Source organism: Streptomyces sp. NPDC057638, assembly GCF_042800315.1.
GTDB lineage: Bacteria > Actinomycetota > Actinomycetes > Streptomycetales > Streptomycetaceae > Streptomyces.
Genome location: NZ_JBHVHF010000383.1, coordinates 1 through 6,406 on the forward strand (window position 1 = coordinate 1; position 6,406 = coordinate 6,406).

6 protein-coding genes are annotated in these 6,406 nt (G+C 72.8%); 2 read left to right on the plus strand and 4 right to left on the minus strand.

The features are described from left to right. Positions 1-46: 46 nt before the first annotated feature. Positions 47-877 carry a purine-nucleoside phosphorylase gene (locus ACFVIM_RS31405; RefSeq protein WP_384308630.1) on the minus strand — a complete coding sequence of 277 codons (831 nt, stop codon included), beginning with the start codon at positions 875-877 and terminating at the stop codon, positions 47-49. 340 nt (positions 878-1,217) lie between these two features. Further along, complete coding sequence (locus tag ACFVIM_RS31410; protein WP_384308633.1) at positions 1,218-1,655, minus strand: gamma-glutamylcyclotransferase; 438 nt, start codon at positions 1,653-1,655, stop codon at positions 1,218-1,220. Positions 1,656-1,908: 253 nt separating this feature from the next. Here ACFVIM_RS31410 and ACFVIM_RS31415 point away from each other — a divergent pair, with 253 nt between their 5' ends. Beyond that, positions 1,909-3,348, plus strand: coding sequence for an NAD(P)H-quinone dehydrogenase (locus tag ACFVIM_RS31415; RefSeq protein WP_384308635.1), 1,440 nt, complete (start codon positions 1,909-1,911; stop codon positions 3,346-3,348). Between the two features lie 266 nt (positions 3,349-3,614). Beyond that, the gene (locus ACFVIM_RS31420; RefSeq protein ID WP_384308643.1) at positions 3,615-4,535 is read left to right on the plus strand and encodes a DeoR/GlpR family DNA-binding transcription regulator; all 921 of its coding nucleotides are present in this window, start codon (positions 3,615-3,617) and stop codon (positions 4,533-4,535) included. Between the two features lie 140 nt (positions 4,536-4,675). On the opposite strand, the gene ACFVIM_RS31425 is transcribed toward ACFVIM_RS31420, so the two are convergent. Both ACFVIM_RS31425 and ACFVIM_RS31430 read right to left on the minus strand, forming a co-directional pair. After that, positions 4,676-5,266, minus strand: coding sequence for a TetR/AcrR family transcriptional regulator (locus tag ACFVIM_RS31425; RefSeq protein ID WP_384308638.1), 591 nt, complete (start codon positions 5,264-5,266; stop codon positions 4,676-4,678). A gap of 357 nt (positions 5,267-5,623) precedes the next feature. Further along, positions 5,624-6,406: biotin/lipoyl-containing protein (locus tag ACFVIM_RS31430; RefSeq protein WP_384308641.1), on the minus strand; the 783-nt coding region annotated here is incomplete at its 5' end.

Below are 6,406 nucleotides of genomic sequence, written 5' to 3' on the forward strand. Positions count from 1 at the left end.
CCCCGGTGGTGGTCCGGGGCCATCGGGTCAGGTGTCCAGGTCCTTCTTAGATGCGCGAGAGCACGCGGATCAGGAGGTCACCCATCCGCGCGGCCGAGTCGCGGCCCGCCTGGAGGACCTCCTCGTGGTTGAGGGGCTCGCCGGACATGCCCGCCGCCAGGTTGGTGACGAGGGAGATGCCGAGGACCTCCGCGCCCGCCTCGCGGGCGGCGATGGCCTCCAGGACCGTGGACATGCCCACCAGGTCGGTGCCGAGGACACGCAGCATGTTGATCTCGGCGGGCGTCTCGTAGTGGGGGCCCGTGAGCTGGGTGTAGACGCCCTCTTCGAGGGTGGGGTCGATCTCCTTGCACAGCGCCCGCAGCCGGGGCGAGTACAGGTCGGTCAGGTCCACGAAGTTCGCCCCGACGATCGGGGAGGTCGCGGTGAGGTTGATGTGGTCGCTGATCAGCACCGGCTGGCCGGGGCGCATGCCCTCGCGCAGGCCGCCGCAGCCGTTGGTCAGCACGATGGTCTTGCAGCCCGCGGCGGCCGCGGTGCGCACTCCGTGGGCGACGGGCGCGACGCCCCGGCCCTCGTAGTAGTGGGTGCGGCCGAGGAAGACCAGCACGCGGCGCTCGCCGATGAGGTACGAGCGGACGCGGCCGCCGTGGCCCTGGACGGCGGGCGCGGGGAAGCCGGGCAGCTCGGTGACCGGGAACTCGGCCTCGGGGGCCCCGAGCGCGTCGACGGCGGGCGCCCAGCCGGAGCCCATCACCAGGGCCACGTCATGGCTCTCGACGCCGGTCAGCTCGCGCAGACGGGCGGCGGCGGCGTCGGCCGCCTCGTAAGGACTGGCGTTCACGCCGTTGAGGTCCGGATTCACAGATGCGTTCACGCGAATGAGGGTAGCCGCTGATTCCCTACGCGCGTAGATGCGCTGAGCACGGTGGTCGGATCGTTGTCTTGTCGTTTCCGACGAAAGAGATCAAGGAGCCGGGAGAGCCGGGCGCGAGGCCCGGAACGGGGCACGGGGGAGACGCGCGCCAGGCCCGGGGCGGACGTGCGCGCGACCCGCGAGACGCGCGGGAGAACGCGGGAGAACGCGGGAGAACGGACGCGCGGGAGTGCGGGCGTGAGAGGCGCGCGAGAGACCGCGGGGATTCGGGCGCTACGCGGCAGACGCGCGGGGGATACGGGAACGGGGGCCCGGCGGGTCCCGCCGACCCCCCTCCGCCTCAGCAGGGGCGCTTGCGCAGCTCCATCACGTAGTCGTGCGGCGCGCCCGCCGACTCGGCGGCGTCGGCGATCTCGCCGAGATAGCGCGCGGAGGGCAGCCCGCCCTCGTACCCGTTGAGGACGTACACCCAGGCGGGTTCCTCGCCGTCCAGGGTGTGCACCCGGACCCGCATCCGGCGGTAGATGTCGAGACCGACACCTTCCCAGCGGTCCATCGAGTCCTCGTCCATCGGGGCGATGTCGTACAGCGCGACGAAGACCTGGGAGCGGGGGGCCTCCACGATGGTGGCCAGCGCTCCCTCCCAGCTCATCTGTTCGCCGCCGAAGGTGAGCCGCCAGCCGTTGAGCCAGCCCGTGCCGCGCAGCGGGGAGTGCGGGGCGCGGCGGGACATCAGCCGCGCGTCGAGGTTGCCGGCGTACGCGGCGTAGAGCGACATGGGATCGAGGGTACGGGAGGGGCGCGGGTGGCCGCCCTTTCCGCAGGAAGGAGGGGGTCCGCGGGATGGGGGGTGGTGGCGCAGGGGGGTTCACACGGGCCCGTCGGCCTGGCTTACTGGTGTGCGCGAGCGGATCAGGGGCCTCCGTTGGAGGGACCCGGGAGCGAGCGAGTTGAAGCGTGCGGGACAATGGGGTACGTACTCCTGCCCAGCGGCACCACCCGGCACAACGAGAGCGCGAGGCGTAACCCCAGTGACCCGGATCGTGATCATCGGCGGCGGACCCGGCGGATACGAGGCGGCCCTGGTGGGCGCCCAACTCGGCGCGGAGGTGACCGTCGTCGACTGTGACGGCCTCGGCGGCGCGTCCGTCCTGACGGACTGCGTCCCCTCGAAGACCCTCATCGCCACGGCCGAGGTGATGACCACGTTCGACTCCTCCTACGAGGAGCTCGGCATCATCGTCGCGGACGACACCCCGCCGATGGAGCAGTCGGCCCGGGTGGTCGGGGTCGACCTCGGCAAGGTCAACCGCCGGGTGAAGCGGCTCGCCCTCGCCCAGTCCCATGACATCACCGCCTCCGTCACCCGCGCGGGCGCCCGGGTGCTGCGCGGCCGGGGCCGTCTGGAGGGCCAGCAGGCCATGGACGGCTCCCGTACGGTCGTGGTCACCGCGGCCGACGGCTCGGAGGAGCGTCTCACCGCCGACGCCGTGCTGATCGCCACGGGCGGTCACCCCCGGGAGATCCCCGACGCCCAGCCCGACGGCGAGCGCATCCTCAACTGGACCCAGGTCTACGACCTGGACATGCTGCCCGAGGAACTGATCGTGGTCGGCTCCGGTGTCACCGGCGCCGAGTTCGCCGGGGCCTATCAGGCGCTGGGCTCCCGGGTCACCCTCGTCTCCTCCCGGGACCGGGTGCTGCCGGGCGAGGACCCGGACGCCGCCGCCGTGCTGGAGGACGTCTTCCGCCGCCGGGGCATGAACGTCATGGCCCGCTCCCGCGCCGAGTCGGCCAAGCGGGTCGGCGACCGGGTCGAGGTCACCCTCTCCGACGGCCGGGTCATCTCCGGCACCCACTGTCTGATGGCCGTCGGCGCCATCCCGAACTCCGCGGGCATGGGCCTGGAGGAGGCGGGCGTCAAGCTCAAGGAGTCCGGTCACATCTGGACCGACCGGGTCTCGCGCACCAGCGCCCCCGGCGTCTACGCGGCCGGTGATGTCACCGGGGTCTTCGCGCTGGCCTCGGTCGCCGCCATGCAGGGCCGGATCGCGATGTACCACTTCCTGGGTGACGCGGTGACGCCGCTCGATCTGAAGACGGTCTCGTCCAATGTCTTCACCGACCCCGAGATCGCCACCGTCGGCTACACCCAGGCCGATGTCGACGCGGGCCGGATCGACGCCCGGGTCGTCAAGCTGCCGCTGCTGCGTAACCCCCGCGCCAAGATGCAGGGCATCCGGGACGGCTTCGTGAAGATCTTCGCCCGTCCGGGTACCGGCATCGTGGTCGGCGGCTGTGTCGTCGCCCCGCGCGCCAGCGAGCTGATCCACCCGATCTCCATCGCCGTGGACAACAACCTGACGGTCGAGCAGATCGCCAACGCCTTCACCGTCTACCCCTCCCTGTCCGGGTCGATCGCGGAGGTCGCCCGCCAGCTCCAGCCCCGCAAGGGGACGGGCGAGGGCTGAGCCGGACGTCCGGGGGCCCTGGCTGACCCGCGCCGTACGGGTGGCCGGGGGCCGGAAGGCGCCGGGGCCCGGCCCGCGGCGGGCGGCTGACGGCGGCTGGGATGGGCGCCGGGACGGGGCGATCAACTATGCCCGTGCCTATACCACTTGGCACCCCTGTCTGAGCGCATTACTTGGTATTCGGCGCATACTGCTGAAAAGTATCGGTCGCTCACGTTACTGTCAGTTTCGTGTTCGCTGCAGAACGTCGCCAACTGATCCTAGAAATGGTGCGCGCCAACGGAGCCGTGTCGCTCCGGGAGCTCGCCCGTGTCGTCCAGACCTCCGAAGTGACCGTACGGCGTGATGTGCGGGCGCTGGAGGCCGAAGGACTCCTCGACCGCCGGCACGGCGGTGCGGTACTGCCGGGCGGGTTCACCCGGGAGTCCGGCTTTCCGCAGAAGTCCCTGTCCGCCACCGCCGAGAAGACGGCCATCGCCGACCTCGCCGCGAGCTTCGTCGGCGAGGGCGAGGCGATCGTCGTCGGCGCCGGTACGACCACGCAGGAGCTGGCCCGCCGCCTCGCCCGCGTGCCCGGTCTGACCGTCGTCACCAACTCCCTGCTGGTCGCCCAGGCGCTCGCCCACGCCAACCGGGTGGAGGTCGTCATGACCGGGGGCACCCTGCGCGGCTCCAACTACGCCCTGGTGGGCAGCGGGGCCGAGCAGTCGCTCCAGGGGCTGCGGGTCACCCGCGCCTTCCTCTCCGGCAGTGGACTCACCGCCGAACGCGGTCTGTCCACCTCCAACATGCTCTCCGCCAGCGTGGACCGGGCGCTGGTGCAGGCGGCGGCGGAGGTGGTGGTCCTCGCGGACCACACCAAACTCGGCGCCGACACCATGTTCCAGACCGTGCCGACGGATGTGATCACCCGTCTCGTCACGGACGAGCCCCCCGCTCAGGACGAGCGGGCCGGGACCGAACTCCAGGCCCTCGCCGACCAGGGGGTCCAGATCGCGGTCGCGGGCGCCCAGACCGACGCCGGTGAATCCGCTCCCAGCCGTCCGCCCCGCCGTGACGTGCCCCTCCCGGGGCAGCGGCGCACCCGTGGCGGCGCGGGCCCCCAGCGCCTCGGCCCGGCCGCCGGTGGTCTGGAACCCGGGGCGGCGGACAGAGGGGCCCGGGTGGCGGATCTGCGCCGCCGCTGACCCGCGCCACGACATGAGGTACCGCTGGGCGCGGGGTCCGGCCCCCGGGGTCGAACGCCGCGCCTTCCCTGTGCCCCGGCTCCCGCGTACGGAGGGGTGTGTACGGGCGGTTCGCGGTGGCGGGCCGGTAGCGGCGGGCGTCACGCGGGTGCCGGTCGCAGCCCGCACAGGGTGAGATCGAGCAGCCGGTCCGGCAGCCCGGGGTCGTCGGGGGTCTCCTCGGCCGCCAGAGCGATGGCGTTCGTCAGCCGCATCAGATCCCCGATGGACACGTCGTGCCGTACGGCACCGACCTCCCGAGCGCGTGCCAGCAGCCGCTCGCCCGCCTCGTACAGCGGGACACAGCACTGGGACAGCGCCGAACTCGCGTCACCGGACGCCGACATCAGCTCCCGTGACAGCCCCCGGTACTCACTCGCGTGAGTGATGAGGGCGCGCAGCCACTCGATGAGCGCCACACAGGGGCGCTCCGCGTGCGCCAGGGCGCGGGAGTGGTCGAGGAGGGCGGACTTCGCCTCCTGGAAGACCGCGTTCATCATCGCGTGGCGATTGGGGAAGTGGCGGTAGAGCGTGCCGATGCCGACGCCCGAGCGGCGGGCGATCTCCTCCAGCGAGGCGGCGGTGCCCTGTTGGGCGAAGACCGCGCGGGCCTCGGTGAGCAGCCGTTCATGGTTGCGGCGGGCGTCGGCCCGCATCGGGCGTGCCGTGCCCTCCACCGTTCTGGTCGTCATCCCGCCGTCCTCCCTCGGGTCCCCGCGCCGACCTCCGGTCGCCCTTCTCGTCCAGCGTGGACCGGGACTCCAGCGTGGACCGGGACGCCCCGGGATCGGGAGGCCGGGCCCTGACACCCGCCCTCGCGCCCCATTCTGACCCCTGTGACCGGGCTTCCGTCCCGTGCGGTTCGCGGGGGAACCGCGGGGGTTGGGGCGCGGTCGGGCACGGGGTCGGGTGTGGAGTCGTCGCGGGCCGTCGTGGGCGGAGTGCGCCGGGCGTGCGCTGGGCGGGCCCCGGGCGGCCGGGCTCCGGGGGCGGCCGGGGAACGCGAAGCCCCGGCCGTGGGGCCGGGGCCGTGCGCGGTGTCGAGCGGATCAGTCCTTGATCTCGCAGATCGCGGCACCGGACGAGACGGACGCGCCGACCGTGGCGGACAGGCCCTTGATGGTGCCCGCGCGGTGGGCGTTGAGGGGCTGTTCCATCTTCATGGCCTCCAGGACGACGACGAGGTCGCCCTCCTGGACCTCCTGGCCCTCCTCGACGGCGATCTTCACGATCGTGCCCTGCATGGGTGAGGCGAGGGTGTCGCCGGAGGCCGCGGCACCGGCCTTCTTCGCCTTGCGGCGCTTCGGCTTGGCCCCGGCCGCCAGGCCGGTGCGGGCCAGCGTCATGCCGAGGGAGGTGGGCAGGGAGACCTCAAGCCGCTTGCCGCCGACCTCGACGACGACGGTCTCGCGGCCGGGCTCGTCCTCGGTCTCCGCCTCGGTGGCCGTGGCGAAGGCGGGGATCTCGTTGACGAACTCGGTCTCGATCCAGCGGGTGTGGACCGTGAAGGGGTCGGTGGAGCCGGTGAGTTCGGGCGCGAAGGCCGGGTCGGTGACCACGGCGCGGTGGAAGGGGATGGCGGTGGCCATGCCGTCGACGGTGAACTCCTCCAGGGCGCGGGCGGCGCGCTGGAGGGCCTGGGCGCGGGTGGCGCCGGTGATGACGAGTTTGGCGAGGAGGGAGTCCCAGGCGGGGCCGATGACGCTGCCGGATTCGACGCCGGCGTCGAGGCGGACGCCGGGGCCGGTGGGCGGGGTGAACCGGGTGACGGTGCCGGGGGCGGGCAGGAAGTTGCGGCCGGGGTCCTCGCCGTTGATGCGGAACTCGAAGGA

What these genes read in the sequence shown, in the direction of transcription:
- ACFVIM_RS31410 (WP_384308633.1), bottom strand. Translation starts at nt 1,655, where the DNA reads ATGTCGCTCTACGCCGCGTACGCCGGCAACCTCGACGCGCGGCTGATG.
- ACFVIM_RS31420 (WP_384308643.1), top strand. Translation starts at nt 3,615, where the DNA reads ATGGTGCGCGCCAACGGAGCCGTGTCGCTCCGGGAGCTCGCCCGTGTC.
- ACFVIM_RS31425 (WP_384308638.1), bottom strand. Translation starts at nt 5,266, where the DNA reads ATGACGACCAGAACGGTGGAGGGCACGGCACGCCCGATGCGGGCCGAC.